Genomic DNA, 20,197 nt, shown 5'->3' on the forward strand with positions numbered 1-20,197 from the left:
TTTATCTACTTTTATTTGAAATTGAGATTTTTACTTTGAAAATTTATTCTTAAATTTAATTAAGTAATCAAGCGCATCAAAAGCTTCTGTCACTCGCTCACAATTTTCAACTCTTGTCGTCAATACATCCATATTAGGCGCAGAAATAATGCCGTTTCCAAGCAATATTCCATCCCTAGTAAATTGGATAAAGCACTCTTTCACATGCTCCCAGATAAACTCATAATGATCCGTACTGCCTTTAAGAAGTAGACTCAGAGGTAAATAGCCAGCATGCGGATTATGGCGATGAAAATACTGGATAACCACAGGAATCTCATAGGTTCCCGCTTCCACTGTTTCAACGGCATATTCATATTCCGATTGATTTAACAGATTTAAACAACTATCTAATTGTTTTTTTGCTAAATCTTTATAATAATTTGACCACACAACCAATATCTTATTCATCGACACGATTTATTCCATTTGTAAATTTTTATATTTGTGAACGCCGTTGTATATTAATGGATTTTAATAAGTATTGTCCATGCGCATCTTGTCTTTTTTTTGTATAAAAAAAACAAATAAGCCTCTGTGTTTTATATGTATTTAATATTTACATCTTGTAATTGAAACACATTCTTTGCAAAATCTAGCCGCATAGTTGTAATATACACCCAGGTTTTTGCTCTTTTAGGCTTTAAATGGTATATCCTATTGTCAATTTGGTTCGTAAGAGTTTAACTTATGAGGGCTAACAATCAGACTTTTAGTTTCATATAAGGATTTATATGTCTACAGAATTTTTTAAAAAATTAAAACTCCCTATTTTATTGCTCGTAATTCTGATTCTACCTATGATTTTAGGTTCACAGATTCCTGTAGCTCTAAAATCGCTTAGCTATGCTTTAAGCTTAAGTATGAAAAGCATACTTGAGTTTTTATTGCCTTTTATTATTTTTAGTTTCGTTTTTTCTTGTCTTTCTAACCTACAAAAGGGAGCGCTCTTTTTTGTCTTGCTACTCATTGTGTGCGTGTTTGCATCTAATTTCACAGCACTAATGTATGGCTATACCTCAGGTTACGTGGGACTTAATCTTCTGCATTTTACTGCCGCACCGATTGCTAACTCACTGCAGTTAACACCTACGTGGCAATTTCACCTAACTAAGCTCGTTACGAATGACGTTGCTTTATTAATAGGTTTTGCTACTGGTATTTTCTTTTCTTTTTGGCCAAATGCTGCTGCTAAAAATATCGCCGTTAAATTAAATAAATTAGCGAATGGCTTTTTGAGAAAGGTATTTATTCCTTTGTTGCCTGTGTTTATTTTAGGATTTATATTCAAACTTGAGCATGAACAACTTTTACAAACCTCACTAACATTATATGGTCCAGTTCTGGTTTTAATTGTTCTTAGTCAATGGCTATATCTGACTTTATGGTATTTTATAGCTAGCCAATTTAATCTTAAGAAATTTCTTTCTTACATTAAAAATGTATTACCAGCCAGTTTAGTGGGCTTTAGTACGATTTCAAGTGCAGCAGCAATGCCTGTGCTTCTCCTCTCTACAGAAAAGAATCTTAATGATGCTGATCAGGCAAAGATGCTCGTTCCTGCTATCATTAATATCCATACAGTTGGCTCTGCCATCGGTATTCCTATCTTAAGTCTAGCCACTATATCCACGTTTGGATTACCGCTTCCTTCCCTTTCCACCTTTGCTATTTTTGCTCTCTACACTGCCTTAGCTAAATATGCTGTTGCAGCAGTACCTGGTGGGGTGATTATAGTCGTTGCGCCTATTTTGGAGGCTCATCTTGGTTTTTCCAGCGATATGGTGGGATTAATCACCGCTGTTTATCTCATTTGTGATCCTTTTGGAACAACAGCGAATGTCACAGGAAACGGCGTATTTCCTATCATGTTCACCAAGTTACATAAGAAACTCTCGCAGCTCAACCTGGGTGGAAAAAGAGCCGAGCCCCTATCGCAGCTCACTGGTATTGAAGAAGTTGAAGCAGGTTAATTGATCTTCGCGCATGCTCTAAGCATGCGCTTTCTACACGATGAAAATACTGCCTTTAATCCCCTAAAACCACTTATCAATCAGCCTGCTAACGCACTAGCCATAACCAGATTGTCCATGTTTTCAGTGTTTTGTGCGTCATCAAAATGATTAAACGTATTCTGAGTCATTAAAAAAGGTAAAGATTGTTGGATTAAATCCAACTTCACTTCTTTTTTCCAGCAACTATAGTCATTAAATTCTTTGTTGTGCTGAGTAAATACGCTCGAAAAAGCAGTTCGCATTTCTTCCGAATCAGACCAGGCAATAATAGGGATATAGGGATGATTTAACCAGATAAGGTCAGCAAGAGCTGGACCATTGCATTTTAAGTCCTGTCTAGCACCAAGATCACCATCAAGAATAATTAGGGAAACCTCATATTGAGCTATGTAGCATAACGCGCTCAGACTATCGTTAACTACCTTTACCTTGATTTGTTTATTAATCATTTCCAACAAGCTAGACAAGCAAAAAGCATTAAAGGCATTGTCTTCAACAATTAATATACGCATGATGAACTCCTTTCGACATTGCAAGGCAGTATATCGATCGATCCTTAAGATAAAATTAAGCTTGCATAAATAAAACAATTATGCTTGTTCATAAAAAACACTATGTGATACTATCGGAGCCATTGCATTATTTTTTTCTACTCTAGCTATTACCTCGTCAGAAATTAGCATGCTGAGTCCGGAGCTTATCGATGGGAAAACCGAATTTGATCAATTAATTGATTTAGCAACAAAAGCCTTTTATGCCAAAACAGAGTCAGCCGTCGAAAACATTGATTTACTGCCCGAACATCTTAAAAAATTTGCGACAAACTATCTTGCCGAACTAATTGCGTTATACGCAGCTACTGAATCTAAAATCAATAAAGAATCAATTGCAATTAGTGTTAACGAATTGCCAGCTTTACATGTCCAAGAAACCTCTACTATTTATAACGAAACGGATGTGTCACTCAGTGGTGATGCTGCTTTGGGTTTATCCTATTTCAAAGGATTAAACGCTGGATTAGAATCACTTGCCAAATACTTTGCAATAATGCGACCTGCTATTGAAGAGGGGCTTGATGACAAATCACTTTTGCGCGAAAAGCTTGCTGATTATCAAGCATGGTACAGACCTTATGCCGATAAAAAAGTAAAAGAGGTAGAGCAATACAGTACTTTCCGCGTAAGAAGTTTGATGAAGTTGGTTAAAATATATCGTGAGCTTAAATTTAATTTTTCCCAACAAGAAGTCGTATTTGATCATGAAGGAGTGATTGATAGCTATTATAAATTACTTGGTCAACCTTCTCCTGACCAAGAAGTTCGTTTTAATTTTTATCCGCATCGCAGCTATGACCCGGATATTAAGTTAGGCCAATTTGATTATGTTCCCCTTACTTACTCAATGAAAAAAATAGGAAAGCTATTTACCAGTTTTTTTCGGCCCTATCGCGATGATTACCAATTCGCTCAAGATTTCAAACAGCCATTTGTTGGTCTAGTCAATGTAACCAGCGGAATAGTTAAATTAGTTGCCGGAACATTTACCTTAGATATTTATCGCTTTGGTGATGGATTGTTTAGTTTGATCCGAGGTCTATTAGAAATCGCAACAACGCCACTTGCTTGGACTGTGAAACCAATCATTCGATTAGCAATAACAGCAGCATTCGACTCACCCAAGATAGAAGAAAACTCGGGACTTAAAAAATTAGTTACTCTTGGTGAGGAGCTTTTAGAGGATCAAACGGATGATGATTTTTCTTTCGAAAAAATGCAGCGAATTCTCGGGCTTTGCAATGACTTACATCGTAAATTGAGTAAACAAGTTCATCGTGAGCAAGAGACAGAGATCGATTTAGCTACCGAAGATAACCTCATTAAAGAAATCACCTCTCCATCAACACCGATGAAACTAGAAAAAGTTAAAAATTATTTCACGCTTTTTGGTGGAAAATTCCAAGAGCCGGGAAGTCTTTTTACACCTGAAGAAGAGGATATGTTAGAAAGGTCTTATACGGCTTGATTATCGGCGTAGGTTGGGCCAAGCCCAACCTGGCACAATCTGACATCAAAATACCGTCACCCCAGCCTTAGATGCGACGACAACTTTATCAGCAAGACGCTTTGCAAATAAACCATTATCCACCACGCCCGGGATGAGTTTGATCGCCTCTTCAAGAGCAATCGCCGAAGTAATTTCTAGATTATAAACATCGAGAATAATATTACCGTTATCAGTTACAAAATCCTCGCGATAAACTGGATCTCCCCCCAACTTCACTAATTCACGGGCAGCGAAACTACGAGCCATGGGAATGACTTCTACCGAAAGAGGAAAAGCACCCAACTTTTGAACAATTTTCGAGTCATCGACAATACAAATAAATTGACGAGCAACTGTAGCAATGATTTTCTCGCGGGTAAGCGCTCCGCCCCCACCTTTGATCATTTCATAACGTTTATTCACTTCGTCAGCACCATCCACATAGATAGGGAGATCAGAAGTTGCATTTAAGTCAATGACAGGAATTCCAGCCGCTTTTAAACGCGCTTCAGTTGCTTTTGAACTGGCTACGCAAGCATCAATACGATGTTTAATGCTTGCCAATTCATCGATGAAATAGTTAACCGTTGACCCTGTGCCCACACCGATAATCATGTCATCTTCAAGATAGGCTAGCGCGGCTTTTGCTGCTTGTGCTTTTAATGTGCTCATTATTAAATCCAACCCAAAACTTGAATTCTAACGCCATAAATTTGTTTTCACCAAATCCAATACTTCCGTACCTTGACCATTAATAATGGCCTTCATTACATATAAGCTGAACCCTTTGACCTGAGCAGCATTGATCGTAGGTGGCATCACTAATTCATTGCGATTCACTTTCACGTCGATAAGAGCAGGGCCCTCGTGAGCAAAGGCATTTTTTATGGTCTCTTGAAGATTGGCAGCATCATCCACGCGATACCCTTTTATACCTACAGCTTCAGCCATTTTTCCAAAATTAGGATTATCCAGCTCTGTACTAAATTCCAACATGCCGCCAACATGCATTTCCATTTCAACAAAACCGAGCGTACCGTTATTAAATATGATTATTTTAACGGGTAACTTCTGTTGAACCAGGGTCAAAACATCGCCCATTAGCATACTAAAGCCACCGTCACCACAAAGCGCTATAATTTGGCGTTCCGGGTAGGTCGCCTGAGCACCTATAGCTTGCGCCAAGGCATTAGCCATAGATCCATGATTAAACGATCCCAATAATCGGCGCTTACCATTCATTTGAAGATAACGTGCAGCCCACACGGTGGGAGTGCCCACATCAGTAGTAAAAACCGCATCTTCGGTGGCTTCTTCATCGATTAAACGAGTGAGAAATTGCGGATGAATCAATTTACTATCTGCACAAGCGAGCGTATCTAAATCAGCGCGAGCACGTTTATAGTGACCTAAAGCCTGCTCCAAATGACTACTATCATTTTTCTTTTTTAATAAGGGAAGCAACGCTTGGACCGTACTATTCACATCACCCACGGCACCCACAGCAATATTGGCTCGTTTACCAAGCTGTTCACCATTTAAATCAATCTGAATAATGTCTGCTTTGCTGGGATAAAACTGTCGGTAAGGAAAACTTGTTCCCAGAAGCAACAAGACTTCACAGGCCTCCATGGCATAATAACCGGAAGAAAAACCGATTAAACCTGTCATACCCACATCGTAGGGATTATCGTATTCTATAAAAGGCTTGCCCCGTAAAGTATGAACTATTGGCGCGCTCAATTTATTACATAAAGCTATCAAAGATTGGTGTGCGTCGGCAGCACCATAGCCGCAAAAAACAGTTATTTTGTTTGCAGCATTTAAGCGATTGGCAATATCTTCAAGCACCGATTGCTCAGGAATCACAATAGGTTTGGTGGTTATTGGCCAATTTGAAAAAGTTTGTTTGCGCATTTCTTGTAAAGCAACGTCCCCAGAAATCACTAAAACGGCTACTCCACGCTTCGCAATAGCAGTTTGCATAGCGATTTTTATTAACCGAGGCATTTGCTCTACTGAGGAAATAACTTCGCAATAGCAACTACATTCCTTAAACAAGATATTGGGGTGAGTTTCCTGAAAATAATCACCGCCTATCTCCGCTGTTGGGATATGGGCTGCTATAGCAAGTACGGGGGCGTTACTGCGTTGGCAATCATAAAGTCCATTGATTAAATGAGTATTGCCAGGACCACAACTTCCTGCGCAAACAGCAAGTTCACCAGTCAATTGCGCCTCTGCACCAGCAGCAAAGGCAGCGACTTCTTCATGGCGGGTATGTATCCATTCGATCGTCTTTCTTTTCTGTAAGGCATTAGTAAGACCGTTTAAAGAATCACCTACGATACCGTAGATACGTTTAATGCCAGCATGTTCTAGAGCATCAACAAAAACATCCGCTATAGTACTCATACTAATTCCTTATAGTCCAGCTAGAAAAACGTCTTAAACACTAACTTACTGAGCAACAGGTGCTGTCATCGTAGGTGCTGTTGCTGGAGCTACAATTGGTGCAGAAGGAATTGCTACTGTGCTACTAGTGGTTGAGCTTGGAGAAGAACCTGAGCTTGCACTTCTGCTTGACTCTACATAGGGTGCACTAGTGGGAACCGAGCTTTTCACTGATGGAGGCTCTACTGGCACGGAACCAGATGATGCTTTGTTTACCGTTCTATGTACCGTTGAAGCTGCTCCAGAATTAGAACCACTTGTGGTTGCGCGAGAAGATGACGATGAACTAGAGTCCGAACCATGATGATAAGAAGAGGTTTGATTACGACCATAAGTAGGGGGTTGTCCACCAAATACATCATCCATCATTTGGCAACCCGTTAATAGCAAAGGAGAGGCCAAAAGAGTTGCACAAGCTAATTTAGACAAGAAAACTTTTTTTTTCATGATGTCATCCTTGAAAATAAATGAATTATTCAATTCTGCATTCTATCCATACTTAAGCTACTTGTAAAATCTGCATTAAATTCAATCATCCCGGCACAACAAGAGCAGGCCTTATTAGCTCATCAGGAATAACCCTTGGGTAAATTCGTATAGGACAGATATCTTTTGTACTCCAACCGCCTCCCAAGGCTTTCACTAAACCAACCGCTGCAGTCATTTGCAATCCAACCACATCATAGGCTGCTTTTTGCGCGTTATAGGCTGTAATTTGCGCAACAATAATACTGGAATAAGGCACTATACCTGATTTATATTGATTGAAAACAAGCTGTAACGCTTTTTTTGCACTTGCTGCCGCTGCATTTTGTGCGACACTTTGTTCTTTTAGTAAACGCAAAGCAATGAGGTTATCTTCTACATCTTGTAAAGCCGTCAAGATGGCTTGGCGATAGGCAGCGACTTGAGCATTATAACCGGCTTTTGCGGCCCTCACGGTCGCGTCGCGCAACCCTCCGTCGAAAATGGTCTCAGCTAATTGTAAACCGGCAGACCAACCCACACTCGGATGAGTGAAGAGCTGATGCAGACTTCGACCAGCCGCACTGATATTAGCTGTTAAATCTAAAGTGGGAAAATATGCCGCAATGGCGATGCCGACCTGGGCATTCGCCTGCTGCATCAAACGCTCTGCTTGAGCCACATCTGGTCTACGCTCTAACCAAACACTAGGAACTGTCACTGGAATAGTTGGCGGCGGCGTTCTCAATGGATTAAACGCTAAGGAAAAATTGGCAGGTGGGCGGCCGATTAGCACGGCAATCGCATGCTCATATTGCCCGCGCAAAATACCGTTATTAATTGCTTGCGCTTGCGCTGTCTCTAATTGACTTTGTGCCTGAACAATATCGGCTCGCGAAGCGACACCCACAGCATATTGATTGCGTGTTAACTGCAGCGCTTTTTTATAACCAATCACCGTGTCATTCAATAGTTTTTGATCCGTATCAAGGGCGCGTAATTCAAAATAATATTGCGCTAACGAACCTTGGGCTGATAAGCGAGTTGCCGCTAATAAGGCTTGATTAGATTGTGCTGTCGCAGCATCACCCTCAACCGTACGACGAACTTGTCCCCAAATATCAGGTTCCCAATTGGCTGCTAAAAAAGTTGAATAAGTAGTTACCGTCACCGATTTAGAGACTGCACTTGAAGCGGCCGTTCCAGTCGTTGTTGACACACCTGAGGTCGTAAAAAATGAAGTCCCCCCACCGCCAAATTTCTGCCTAAAAAGGTTAAACGTACCGATTAAATTAGGGAAAAAACTTGCCCGCGCCTCATCCACAATGGCAAGAGATTGGGAATAATTTGCCCAGGCATTCATAATATTTAAATTGCAATGATTAAGCTCATCTTCCAAGCGATTTAAAGTAGGATCATGAAATATTGTCCACCACTCACCTCGCTTAATATCGTCACAGGGTGATGCTATTTTCCAACCATCAGGAGGCTGTTCAGGTTTGAACGCTTTTCCTTTTGCTTCTTTAAACTTGTCTGAAAGTTTAACGCCTGGACGAACATAATTGGGCCCAACAACACAGGAAGCCAATAATAAGCTTATTATTAGAGTTGAGAATTTCCCCATTACGGACATCATGAATCCCTTAGCAAAAGCATCAATTTAAAGTTGCCTCATTAACACAAAAATAAGTTACAGGCTTAAGTTTGCTCTCATTAGAAACTAATATACGGATAGTTATCAATAGCGATTATGCGCTGCATGCCTCAGATTTTTGCAAATGAGCACTGCTTTTCCATCCCATGGACTAATACATTAGGCCGTAAGGCTTTTTTTCCTAGACTTCCAAAAACGATGGAACCGAATATTCACATTTTCCATAGCTAGATAAATAACTGGGGTTGTATAAAGTGTTAAAAGTTGACTACCCACCAATCCACCGACAATGGTGATTCCAAGCGGTTGACGTAACTCTGAACCTAGTCCAAGACCAAATACAAGAGGCAAAGCCCCAAACATGGCAGCCATTGTGGTCATCATAATCGGCCGAAAACGCATTAATGCCGCCTCATAAATTGCTTCACGTGGTGTTTTATTGTGATTACGTTCTTCATTTAAAGCAAAATCAATCATCATAATCGCATTTTTCTTAACAATTCCAATTAGCAAAATAATACCGATTAAGGCAATGATACTGAAATCAGTACCACTCAACATTAATGCCAATAAGGCGCCCACGCCGGCAGAAGGTAAGGTTGAAAGGATGGTAACCGGATGAATCAGACTTTCATAAAGCATTCCTAATACAATATAAACGGCTAGAAGAGCCGCTAAGATCAGATAGGGTTGATTGGCGAGAGAATCTTGGAAAGCCTGCGCGGTACCTTGAAAAGAAGCTTGGATTGACGGGGGCAAATTCATATTAGCAACCGTCTTCAGAACATCATTTACCACCTTATCCAAAGGGGTACCCGGAAGCAAGTTGAAAGAAATAGTAACCGAAGGCGCTTGACCTTGATGATTGACAGACAATAGAGTAGAGCCAGGAGTAAAACTAGCAAAGGCCGATAAAGGTACTTCCTGTCCGGCTGGGGAAATCACATAGATTTCATTTAAGGTTTCAGGTCGTTGCCAATATTTCGGTGCCACCTCCATCACAACATAATATTGATTCACAGAGGTATAGATAGTCGATACTAGGCTTTGTCCGAAAGCACTATAAAGTGTGTTGTCAATTTGCTCTGCTGTGATGCCAAAACGGGATGCCGTATCTCGATCAATATTAACAAAGACCTGTAAACCACGATCACGCTGATCACTATTTAAATCCGCAATACCTGGTATTTGGTTTAATTTTTCAATGACCAATGAAGCCCACTGCCCAAGCTCCTGGATATCATTGCCTGTTAAAGTATATTGAAACTGTGCACTGGTCTGGCGACCACCAACTATCAGATCTTGAGAAGCTTGTAAGTATAAATAAACACCGACCACTTTTGCCAGTTTAGGACGTAATCGACTAATAATCTGGTCGGCTGAAATTCTACGCTCGCTAAGTGGCTTTAAGGACACAAATACAGAACCCGTTGTCGTTCGGGTATTACCACCGATAAAACCAACGATATTCTTCACTGCTGGATCCTGCAAGATAATATCCACAAGCTCATGAAATTTCTTATCCGTAGCTTGGAAAGAAAGACTTTGATCAGTCTGGATTGTCCCGGCTAATTGACCAATATCTTGTTGAGGAAAAAAGCCTTTGGATATCACCACATACAAAAAAATATTTAAAATCAACGTTAGCAACGCTAAAAATAGCATAAACTGGGAATGCCTTAATGACCAATTCAAACTTTTCCCGTAATAATGACGGGATTTTTCAAGAAAAGAGGTAAAGAAATTGCGATTCTTCTTGTCTATATGAGTCAGAATTCGAGAGCACATCATCGGGGTTACTGTCAGTGACACCACCATAGAAATGAGGATGGCAACGGATAAAGTAACGGCAAACTCCCTAAATAGCCGGCCAACTAAACCTCCCATAAATAAAATAGGAATAAACACAGCAATCAATGAGAGGCTCATCGAAACGACGGTAAAATTCACTTCTTTCGCGCCGTCTAATGCGGCTTGCATACGGTTTGCACCCATCTCTATATGGCGAGCGATATTTTCAAGAACCACCACCGCATCATCGACAACAAATCCTGTTGAAATAGTGAGCGCCATGAGTGAAAGATTATCAAGGCTATAACCTAGAAGTTGCATCACTGCAAAAGTCCCTAATAACGATAAAGGCACTGCAACGCCCGCAACTAACATGGCGCGCGTACTACCTAAAAAGAGATAACTCACCAAAATCACAAGAATCATGGCGATTACTAAAGTGATTTCGACATCATGCAAAGAAACTCGAATAGTTTGGGTGCGATCAAGCGTGACTTCCAGATCCATCGCGGCGGGAATGGAAGCCTTAAGCTGAGGCAAGGCAGCTTTTATCTGCTCGACAGTGTCAATCACATTAGCCCCTGGCTGTTTAAAAATGACTATTAAAACAGCGGGCTTGCCATTGGCTAATCCGGCATTGCGCACATCCTGGACTGAATCATGAGCTTCCCCGACATCAGAAATACGTACCGGACTATTATTACGGTAAGCAATAATAATTGGCGCATACTGGGCAGCTCGTGTCATTTGATCATTAGTTACTAGTTCTGAACTCGTTGTCTCACCGAGTATAATTTGGCCTTTGGCTTGATTCACGTTGGCTGCGGCAATCGCGTTAGCCACATCAGGTAGACCTATTTTATAACTATTTAAGACCGTCGGATTTAATTCGACACGGACTGAAGGTAAAGAACTTCCCCCCACAATGACTTGCCCGACGCCACTGATTTGCGAAAGTCTTTGCTGTAATATCGACGAAGCCACATCGTACATTTCGCCCCGACTGTATTGCCGGGAAGTGAGTGACATCACCATAATTGGCGCGTCAGAAGGATTTATTTTGCGATAGGTAGGCTCGGTAGGTAAGTTGGCGGGCAATTGTCCCGCCGCCGCATTAATTGCAGCTTGCACATCACGTGCAGCCCCATCAATATTCCGTGATAAATCAAACTGTAAAATGATTTGGCTTACACCTAATATACTGGCGGAAGTCATTTGGGTAATACCCGCAATACGACCTAGCTGTCGTTCAAGCGGAGCGGCAACAGAGGTTGCCATATTTTCCGGACTAGCACCCGGTAAAGTCGCAGTCACACTTATTGTTGGAAATTCAATCTGCGGCAAAGGGGCAATCGGTAATAAGTTAAAGGCCACAATTCCTGCAAGTGCCAAACCTAAGGCTAACAAACTTGTCCCAATCGGTCGATGAATAAAAGGAGAAGACAAGCTCATTCTTTATTCTCATGCGAAAGCTTAGTGTGCGAACTCAGTCTGACTGAACCTAGTTTAGATTTTAGCCTATCAAAGTAAAGATAAATAACCGGCGTGGTATACAGGGTTAATAATTGACTGACAAGAAGACCGCCGATGATCGCAATACCAAGGGGTTGACGCAATTCAGCACCCATTCCAGAGCTGAAGGCAAGAGGAACCGCACCAATCATAGAGGCTAAAGTGGTCATTAAAATTGGTCTAAACCGCAGCTGACAGGCCTGAAAAATCGCATCACGCGGGGCTTTAAAATATTTACGCTCCTGCTCCAGCGCAAAATCAATCATCAGGATCGCATTTTTCATGACAATACCAATAAGCAGAATAATACCAATCAGCGCGATAATACTTAACTCATTTCCTGTGAGTAATAAGGCCAACAACGCCCCCATACCCGCTGAAGGCAAGGTAGAAAGAATAGTAATGGGATGAATATAACTTTCGTAGAGTACCCCCAAAATAATATAAACAACGACAATAGCCGCTAACAACAGCCATCCTTCATTATTCAACGAAGCCTTAAATATTTTAGCCGCACCTTCAAAACTAGCTTGAACACTCAAGGGAATATCCAGTCCCGTGCTTACTTGCTCAATCGCGTTCATAGCGTCACCTAAAGAAGCCTTCGGCGCTAAATTAAAAGAGAGCGTGGCCACAGGAAACTGATTTTCCCGGTTAACCACAATGGCACCCACTTTTTTTGCAATTCGCGAGAAGGTTCGCAACGGAATCGATCCGCCAGTGGCCGAAGTTAAATAAGTACTTCTAAAGGCTTGTGGATCTTCCTGCAACTTAGGAAGCACTTCGAGAACAACACGGTATTGATTACGCTGGGTAAAGATAATCGATATTTGCCGCTGACCAAATGAATCATACAGGGTGTCATCAATCGTTTGCATAGTGATTCCCAGACGCGAAGCCGTATCTCGATTCACATTCACTTCAGTTTTTAAACCTAGATTTTGTTGGTCCGAGGCCACATCTAATAATTGAGGGAGCTTATCCAATTTTGCCAACAGTAAATTACTCCAGTACGAGACCTGCTCGGCATCTGGCGCACTGACACTGTATTGATATTGCGTACGACTCACTCGCGTATCCACTGTCAAATCTTGCACGGGCTGCATGTACAATCTAGCATCAGACACCTTGGCCAATTCATTTTGTAATCGTCGAATGACGTCAACCGCACTAATTCCTCGTTCTGAAAGAGGTTTTAAAGTAATCAAAATACGACCGCTATTCTGGGTAATATTGGTACCATCAATCCCAATAAACGATGAAATATTTTCAACAGCAGGATCCGCTAACACCACTTTGGCTAGCGCTTGTTGCCGCTCTGCCATGGCATTAAACGAAATCGATTGTGACATTTGCGAAATGCCTTGAATGACGCCAGTGTCTTGCGTGGGGAAAAAACCTTTGGGAATAACATAAAATAAAAAAAGCGTGTAGAGCAGGGTAATTATGGCAATGATAAGGAATAAGGTTTGATGCTCAAGTACCCAACTCAAGGAGCGACTATAGATTTCAATCAGTTTATTGATAACCTGAGTCGATAAGCGTTCAAAACGGTTCAAATCGCCTGGCCCCCGATGACGCAATAGACGAGCACAGAGCATCGGCGTGAGCGTCAATGAAACAAAGGCCGAAATGAGAATAGTGACGGCCAAGGTCAGAGCAAATTCACGAAACAAACGTCCCACTAAGTCACTCATAAAAAGAAGAGGAATGAGTACGGCAATGAGAGAAACCGTTAAGGACAGGATAGTGAAACCAATTTGCTTCGCCCCTTTCAACGCTGCATTGAGCGGGGTTTCGCCTTCCTCAAGGTGGCGAGCAATATTCTCAATCATGACAATCGCATCATCGACAACAAATCCTGTGGCAATCGTTAGAGCCATCAGCGTGAGGTTATTTAAACTAAAATCCAATAAATACATCGTTCCAAAAGTGCCAATTAACGATAACGGCACAGCGATACTGGGAATCAAGGTTGCAGAAAGATTACGCAGAAAAAGAAAAATCACCATGACCACTAAAGCAACCGCAAGCACTAGCTCAAATTGCACATCATTAATGGAAGCACGAATGGTAATCGTGCGATCCGTCAATACCGAAACATTAATCGCTTCCGGTAAGGTGCTATGCAATTGTTTTAACAACGCTTGCACTCGATCGACAACTGCAATGACATTCGCGCCAGGTTGTCGCTGAATATTTAAAATAATAGCCGGTTCTGAATTCATCCAAGCCGCTTGCCGGACATTTTCGGCGCCATCAATCACATTAGCGATGTCTTGCAGGCGAACTGGGCTGTTATTTCTATAGGTGATAATGATTGGTTTATAGTCTGCGCTAGTTAGTAACTGATCATTAGCTCTAATGGTGTAGGCGAGACGAGGACCATCAAAATTACCTTTTGCCAAATTCACATTGGCAGTCGAAATGGCTGAACGCACCTGCTCCATGGAAAGACCATAGGAAGATAAGCTATCTGAATTGACCTGAACACGCACAGCCGGTCGTTGCCCTCCACTAATACTCACTAGCCCAACACCCACAAGTTGTGAAATTTTGGGAACAAGACGCGTCTCAGCAAAATCTTCCACCTGCGGCAAAGGCAGCGTTTTAGACGTTAAACTTAGGGTCATTATCGGTGCGTCTGCGGCGTTTACTTTGTTATAAACTGGGGGATTAGGAAGATCGAGGGGCAAATAATTGTTTGCCGCATTGATAGCCGCTTGCACCTGTTGCTCGGCTACATCCAGATCCATTGTTAAGGTAAATTGCAAATTAATGAGTGATGAGCCGGTTGAACTGTTTGAGCTCATCAAAACCAGTCCTGGCATTTGCCCAAATTGTTTTTCCAAAGGCGCTGTGACTGTAGAAGCCATTACATCGGGGCTTGCCCCCGGATAAAATGTAGACACTTGAATCGTTGGGTATTCAATTTCTGGTAAAGCAGAAACAGGCAACAACTGAAAAGCCAGCACGCCAACTAACAAAATAGCAAACATGAGGAGCGAAGTAGCAATTGATCGCTGAATAAAAGGAGCAGAAATATTCATCAGTTATTCCATTATTCTTTATCAGCCGGTGCGGCTATACTCACCTTCGCACCATTCGTCAATTTATCGGTACCATCGACAACGACTTGTTGGCCAAAAGACAATCCTTCTTGAATAACGGTTTCATCACCACTCGTCACGCCTACTTTAATCGGTTGAGTTTTTACTGTGAAATCAGAGTTTAATAAATAGACAAAATTCCCTTTCTCACTATGTTGAATCGCAGCTGTAGGAATAACAGTAGCATTATTTATGGTCGTCACGAGGAGTCGTATATTCACAAACTGATTAGGAAAGAGCATACGTTCTTTATTGCTGAAAACTGCCCTTAGCCTTACTGTTCCTGTTGTGGTATCAATTTGGTTATCTATAGTCAGTAAAGATCCTGTAGCCAATAGTTTATATTGCCGACGATCAAAGGCTTCAACTTTAATGTTTTTATCGGTAAAAGCGCGGGGTAAAATTTTTGATAGATCATCTTCAGGAATGGTAAAAATAACGGTCATCGGCGTGATGGTCGTAATCACAACGAGACCAGTCGTATCCGAGGTTTGGACAAAATTGCCCGGATCCACTAAGCGTAATCCCACCCTTCCATCGATGGGCGAAGTAATATGGCAATAAAGCAGGTTCACTTTCGTGCTTTCTATCAAACCTTCATCAATTTTCACGTCGCCCTGATATTGCCGGACTAATGATTCTTGAGTTGCCAAGGTTTGTTGCGAAATAGAATCTTGCTTCCATAAACGTTGATAGCGCTGAAGGTCGACCAAGGCATTTGCCAGTAAAGCTTGATCACGGACCAATTGTCCTTGGTATTGTGTCAGCTGGGCTAATAAGGGGCGCTCATCAATTTCTGCCAGCAAATCTCCTTTTTTGACTACCTGCCCCTCTTTGTACAGCACCCTCATTAGCAAACCGTTAATTTGCGTTTTCACAGTGATAGTATACGTGGCTATCACATTACCTAAAGCCGGAATATAGATGGGTACATCTTTATTATGTGCGACGGCTAAAACCACCGCTGGCGGTCTTTTTACTTCAGCAGGCTTGGTAGATCGATATTTAAAAAAATAAATGAGGAATGCCAAAATAAATAGCAACAAAATCCACCAAAACAAAGAGAATCGGCTAGACAACCTGGATTTTGCTGTTTCATTAGGCGTTGTATCATCCGGTGATTGAGGTTCATTCATTTCGCTTTCTGCTTGTCCCTCGCCCAGTATTATTCATAGTCTATTCACATAGATAACGAGTATAACGAGGGCCTCCTAGCAAATCTACTAGATCTTAAATGTTGGGCCTTGCCCCAACTGATGATGCTGTAAATTTCAAGAACAAGGAATAACAGGAAATTTGACGACTAACCCCGGTTTCAGCGTATACTGACTAGCATATTGTTTATAAGGGCCTGTCATGATCTATCCAAACATTCTAGCCACAATAGGACACACTCCTGTAGTAAAAATTAATCAATTAGGAAAAGATTTACCCTGTGAGATCTATGCTAAATGCGAATTTTTTAATCCTGGCGGCTCGGTTAAAGATCGTATTGGCTATGAAATGGTTAAAAATGCACAACGCAGCGGACGAATTAAACCAGGCGATACCCTCATTGAACCAACTTCCGGTAACACCGGTATTGGCATTGCTTTGGCTGGCGCTGTAATGGGTTATAAAGTCGTTATTACTATGCCCAATAAAATGAGTCAGGAAAAACAATCTGTCCTCGAACGCTTAGGCGCAACCATTTACCGTACACGTACCGAAGCAGCCTGGAATGATCCGGATAGCCATATTTCTTTAGCTAAAGAACTACAACGCGAGATACCTAATTCTCATATTCTTGATCAATACGCCAATCCTGATAACCCCAATGCCCACTATCATGGTACTGCCGAGGAAATTATTGAGGATTTTGGTAAGGATCTGCATATGGTTGTCGCTGGTGTGGGAACTGGGGGGACGATAACAGGCATTGCTAAACGCTTAAAAGAATATAACCCAGCCATTAAAATCATCGGAATTGATCCCATTGGTTCTATTCTTGGTGGCGGTGATGAAATTAAACCCTACCATGTAGAGGGAATAGGTTATGATTTCTTCCCCGAAGTATTGAACAATAATTTAATTGATGCTTATATCAAAACAAACGATAAAGACTCTTTCCACATAGCAAGACGTTTAATCCGTGAAGAGGGGTTATTAGTCGGGGGGTCTTGCGGAGCGGCAATGTGGGGCGCTTTGCAAGCGGCTAAATCCCTGCAAAAAGGACAAAAATGTTTAGTGATTCTGCCCGACTCAATCCGAAATTACATGTCAAAATATGCCAATGATGAGTGGATGAAAGAACAAGGTTTTCTTTGAAAGCTTGGTTGGTTAAGCCAACCAAGCTTCAGGCATTAAGAAACTTTGAAAGAACGAGTTTGTTCTAGATTCTCATAAACAGAATGCGTTAAGTGTCCGATACTTATCGCTCGAGCAATAGCACGCACTAATTCCTTAGTGATTTGATCATCAAAATCCCCTTTAGGCAAGCTAACGGGTTCCACACCCTTCTGTGCTCTATCGATTGCTTTTTGAAAGAAATCTTGATTACCATGTTCAATGCCAACTTGCTTCACTCGACCTGCGAGATAATCACTTTTATTCATTCCAGCGATATAAATTTTCATCAGAACATCATTAGGCGAATCACCAAACTCACCAAGATTTACCATTAATTCTAGGCGTTTTAAGGTTTCTTCATATTCTTTTATTAAATCTTTATCTGCTTGCTCAATTATAGCTAAGATTTCAGATAGTTCAGGATCCTTCGGAGGCGGATTAATCGGCTCAGCAGCCTGAACGCGATGAGTACTAATGATTACTTTATTAGGGTTTAATAACGCGAACTGTTCAGGGTTAGATACTAGGGGCAGATAATGCTTGTTCTGCAATTGCAGAGTAATTGGACTGCCTATAGCATCCTTCAGTTCTTCATTGTAGTTTAAACTTAGATGCAGTTCTTTACCTGGCTCAACAACTTGCACGGTAATAGGTATTTTCGTTACATTTGATAAGGCAGCAATAGCAGATTCATCTATCCAGGTATCTCGCTTTCTCATATTAGCAGGGTCTGTTTTTTCATTATCGCTAACAAAAGCACCTGGATATTTATCTGGAAAACGACATAATTCATCTACTGTAACTTGACGCAAAGCATAAGATAATTCTAAGACAAATTTTGCGCGATTGTGAGGAGCTTCTACTAATTTTGATAAATGCTCCACAGGAGTCATTAAACGATCAAAAATTGGCTGTTGAGAAAAATAAGAAGCGTGAATCTCAAGTATATATTTAGCTAGAACTTGATTATCCCGTGCTGGTTCGTCCCCAATATTACTAAGGATTGCTGCAGCCGCTCCTCTGAATCCACAGTCTCCCGTTCCCCCCACATCAACAAAGCTTGGTTCTGGTTTAGATACAGTCTGATAAAGTGGAGCACCGGCTCTTACATTGGTTTTAAAAAAACCTGATTTACTCCGCATGGTACTCTCTCCCGCATGTCTTGATCTAAATTTTTAATCACTAGTTACATTTTAAGCAATTAAGATTAAGGGAATATTAACGATTAGAGTATAATGCATAAATCAAAACTAGTAAGTATAAATTAAGCGCAGTGTGAGTGGATAAAACGATAACTCCAGAAAGAAAGTGATTATTTTAGATCAGCCCGCCTTTTATTTACCTCGACATTCCAATAATAAGCCACCAAATTCAACCTAAACCTGAAATATTTCCCTGCCATGTATCTCTTTCGCGGAGAAATAACTAAGTTCCCTTTGTGAAAAATACATGATCTTCTTCTTCTCAAGAGCTACCATATCAATACGATTCTTATTCAAAATTAATTATGTGGCTTGCATTTCTGTTTTTAATCGCCGGCAGTTTTGTCTTAGTTCTATACATGAGAAGAGAGCACCGACGTGTAAAACGCTGGAAAAATACCTTATCCCTTGATAAGCATTTCGCAGTTTTTCAACATCTTTATGCCAATATCGATGGTTTTGCCCTATCTAAAGCAGAAAGGATTCAGGGAGATGCCTTTGAATATGTTTATGGCGAAATAGAATTTGAATCTTTTATCGCTCTATTATCATTAGGTAATCCAAATTCAGCCACTGTATTTTATGATTTAGGCAGCGGCACAGGAAAAGCAGTATTAGCCTGTGCCATGGTTTTTAATGTCAAGAAAAGTTGTGGTATCGAGTTGTTTTCCTCTCTATACCAAACTGCAGAATTACAGCAAGGACGTTTAAAAGAACTTCCGGATTATTTTGAAAAAGCAAAGCGTATCGAATTTAAAAAAGCGGATATTTTGCAAACCCGATTTGATGAGGCCTCATTAATTTTTATTAATGCCACCGGCTTTTTTGGCGATAGTTGGATAGCCGTCTCAAAAAGCATTGAACAAATCAAATCCGGCTCACTTGTTATCAGCACGTCTAAATCTCTCTCATCCGAATTATTTACCTGCCTGCGAGTCACTCAAGTCGCAATGAGTTGGGGTATTGTTAATGCTTTCATCCAACAACGCCTGTAAAATGGGCAATAAAGCCTGCAACAACACCACAAAAGACGCCAAATTACCTACAAAACAAGAGAATTCTCATCAGATCCCCAGAAGGGGATTGCATTGCAGAATAAAATGTTGATACAGTTGGTTGATAAGATTGAATAATTTCTTTACCTGTCTATACTAAAATAAAGTGGTAAAGAAAGTCAGCACCTGCTGTGTCTTGGTGATGACGCCCCAAAAACGCGGCTAACCGAGGTGGGTATGATCAAATCGGAACTGATTGCAAACCTTGCTGCAAAAATGACACATCTTCCTGAAAAACAGGTAGCAGACAGCATTAATCGTATTCTTGAATTAATGAGTGAAGCACTTGTTGATAATAAGCGCATTGAAATTCGTGGCTTTGGCAGTTTTTCTTTGCATTATCGCCCCCCACGTAATGCACACAATCCCAAAACCGGTGAGAAAGTGGTTACGGAGGCCAAATACAGCCCTCATTTTAAACCCGGTAAGGAGCTTAGAGAACGGGTTGACGCTTCGCGTTCAAAATTTCCGTTAAAAGACGAAGATTAAAACCTAGCAACTGTCTTAAAAGGACAGTTGCTACACTATT

The 20,197-nt window shown here is 41.1% G+C and carries 15 protein-coding genes; 5 read left to right on the forward strand and 10 right to left on the reverse strand.

Going from position 1 to position 20,197, the window contains the following annotated elements:
• Positions 1-30: 30 nt before the first annotated feature.
• Positions 31-450, reverse strand: coding sequence for a 6,7-dimethyl-8-ribityllumazine synthase (locus Ldro_RS13965; protein WP_065235944.1), 420 nt, complete (start codon positions 448-450; stop codon positions 31-33).
• Between the two features lie 323 nt (positions 451-773).
• On the opposite strand from Ldro_RS13965, the gene Ldro_RS13970 reads away from it, so the two are divergent.
• The gene (locus tag Ldro_RS13970) at positions 774-2,012 is read left to right on the forward strand and encodes a cation:dicarboxylate symporter family transporter (RefSeq protein WP_058497044.1); all 1,239 of its coding nucleotides are present in this window, start codon (positions 774-776) and stop codon (positions 2,010-2,012) included.
• Between the two features lie 80 nt (positions 2,013-2,092).
• Here Ldro_RS13970 and Ldro_RS13975 read toward each other — a convergent pair whose 3' ends face one another.
• Positions 2,093-2,566: a response regulator gene (locus Ldro_RS13975; RefSeq protein WP_058497045.1), complete on the reverse strand. Its 474-nt coding sequence runs from the start codon at positions 2,564-2,566 to the stop codon at positions 2,093-2,095.
• Between the two features lie 169 nt (positions 2,567-2,735).
• Here Ldro_RS13975 and Ldro_RS13980 point away from each other — a divergent pair, with 169 nt between their 5' ends.
• On the forward strand, positions 2,736-4,076 hold the full coding sequence (locus Ldro_RS13980) for a hypothetical protein (protein ID WP_058497046.1): 1,341 nt from the start codon (positions 2,736-2,738) through the stop codon (positions 4,074-4,076).
• Between the two features lie 45 nt (positions 4,077-4,121).
• Here the strand turns inward: Ldro_RS13980 and rpiA are convergent, their stop codons facing one another.
• From rpiA to Ldro_RS14015, 7 genes are all read right to left on the reverse strand, one after another.
• A complete protein-coding gene (gene rpiA / locus Ldro_RS13985) occupies positions 4,122-4,769 on the reverse strand; it encodes a ribose-5-phosphate isomerase RpiA (protein WP_058497047.1) in 648 nt (215 codons plus the stop codon).
• Between the two features lie 27 nt (positions 4,770-4,796).
• Complete coding sequence (gene poxB, locus Ldro_RS13990; RefSeq protein ID WP_058497048.1) at positions 4,797-6,512, reverse strand: ubiquinone-dependent pyruvate dehydrogenase; 1,716 nt, start codon at positions 6,510-6,512, stop codon at positions 4,797-4,799.
• Positions 6,513-6,557: 45 nt separating this feature from the next.
• Positions 6,558-6,998, reverse strand: coding sequence for a hypothetical protein (locus Ldro_RS13995; RefSeq protein ID WP_058497049.1), 441 nt, complete (start codon positions 6,996-6,998; stop codon positions 6,558-6,560).
• Between the two features lie 85 nt (positions 6,999-7,083).
• Positions 7,084-8,640: an efflux transporter outer membrane subunit gene (locus tag Ldro_RS14000; RefSeq protein ID WP_238584028.1), complete on the reverse strand. Its 1,557-nt coding sequence runs from the start codon at positions 8,638-8,640 to the stop codon at positions 7,084-7,086.
• Positions 8,641-8,829: 189 nt separating this feature from the next.
• A complete protein-coding gene (locus Ldro_RS14005) occupies positions 8,830-11,913 on the reverse strand; it encodes an efflux RND transporter permease subunit (RefSeq protein WP_058497050.1) in 3,084 nt (1,027 codons plus the stop codon).
• A complete protein-coding gene (locus Ldro_RS14010) occupies positions 11,910-15,023 on the reverse strand; it encodes a multidrug efflux RND transporter permease subunit (protein ID WP_058497051.1) in 3,114 nt (1,037 codons plus the stop codon). The genes Ldro_RS14005 and Ldro_RS14010 overlap by 4 nt, the downstream gene beginning before the upstream one ends.
• Before the next feature lie 11 nt (positions 15,024-15,034).
• Positions 15,035-16,219 (reverse strand): MdtA/MuxA family multidrug efflux RND transporter periplasmic adaptor subunit, encoded by a 1,185-nt coding sequence (locus Ldro_RS14015; RefSeq protein ID WP_058497052.1) that lies wholly within the window; start codon positions 16,217-16,219, stop codon positions 15,035-15,037.
• Positions 16,220-16,439: 220 nt separating this feature from the next.
• On the opposite strand from Ldro_RS14015, the gene Ldro_RS14020 reads away from it, so the two are divergent.
• A complete protein-coding gene (locus tag Ldro_RS14020; RefSeq protein ID WP_058497053.1) occupies positions 16,440-17,390 on the forward strand; it encodes a pyridoxal-phosphate dependent enzyme in 951 nt (316 codons plus the stop codon).
• Between the two features lie 35 nt (positions 17,391-17,425).
• On the opposite strand, the gene Ldro_RS14025 is transcribed toward Ldro_RS14020, so the two are convergent.
• Entirely contained in the window at positions 17,426-18,553 is a 1,128-nt protein-coding gene (locus tag Ldro_RS14025; RefSeq protein WP_058497054.1) for an OTU domain-containing protein, read from the reverse strand.
• A gap of 365 nt (positions 18,554-18,918) precedes the next feature.
• On the opposite strand from Ldro_RS14025, the gene Ldro_RS14030 reads away from it, so the two are divergent.
• Positions 18,919-19,608 (forward strand): class I SAM-dependent methyltransferase, encoded by a 690-nt coding sequence (locus Ldro_RS14030; RefSeq protein WP_058497055.1) that lies wholly within the window; start codon positions 18,919-18,921, stop codon positions 19,606-19,608.
• Between the two features lie 237 nt (positions 19,609-19,845).
• Entirely contained in the window at positions 19,846-20,157 is a 312-nt protein-coding gene (locus tag Ldro_RS14035; RefSeq protein ID WP_058497056.1) for an integration host factor subunit beta, read from the forward strand.
• Positions 20,158-20,197: the final 40 nt, after the last annotated feature.

It is taken from the genome of Legionella drozanskii LLAP-1 (genome assembly GCF_001467585.1).
GTDB lineage: Bacteria > Pseudomonadota > Gammaproteobacteria > Legionellales > Legionellaceae > Tatlockia > Tatlockia drozanskii.